Here is a 229-nt window from a genome sequence, read left to right on the forward strand (position 1 = left end):
GCTGGCGTTCGACACAGGGTACGAAACGCTTCACCGTTAAACGACTCCCCTGCGGCAGTGGCAGCGCCAGCGCCGGCAGAACGCTGATGCCAATCCCCGCTTCGACCATCGGGAAGAGCGTGGCAGGATGCCCGATCTCCTGCACAATGGTTGCCTTAACACCCTGCGCGGCCAGTGCGGCATCTTTCAGCGGACGGCTGCCTGATGCATAATCCTGTAACACCAGGTT

General features: G+C 61.1%; 1 protein-coding gene. It reads right to left on the minus strand.

Annotated features, from left to right (window positions below):
• The coding region (locus FLQ03_RS11380; protein ID WP_240802260.1) for a LysR substrate-binding domain-containing protein at positions 1-229 on the minus strand (229 nt) is incomplete at both ends.

This window comes from Vogesella urethralis (assembly GCF_007644045.2).
GTDB classification, from domain to species: Bacteria; Pseudomonadota; Gammaproteobacteria; order Burkholderiales; family Chromobacteriaceae; genus Vogesella; species Vogesella urethralis.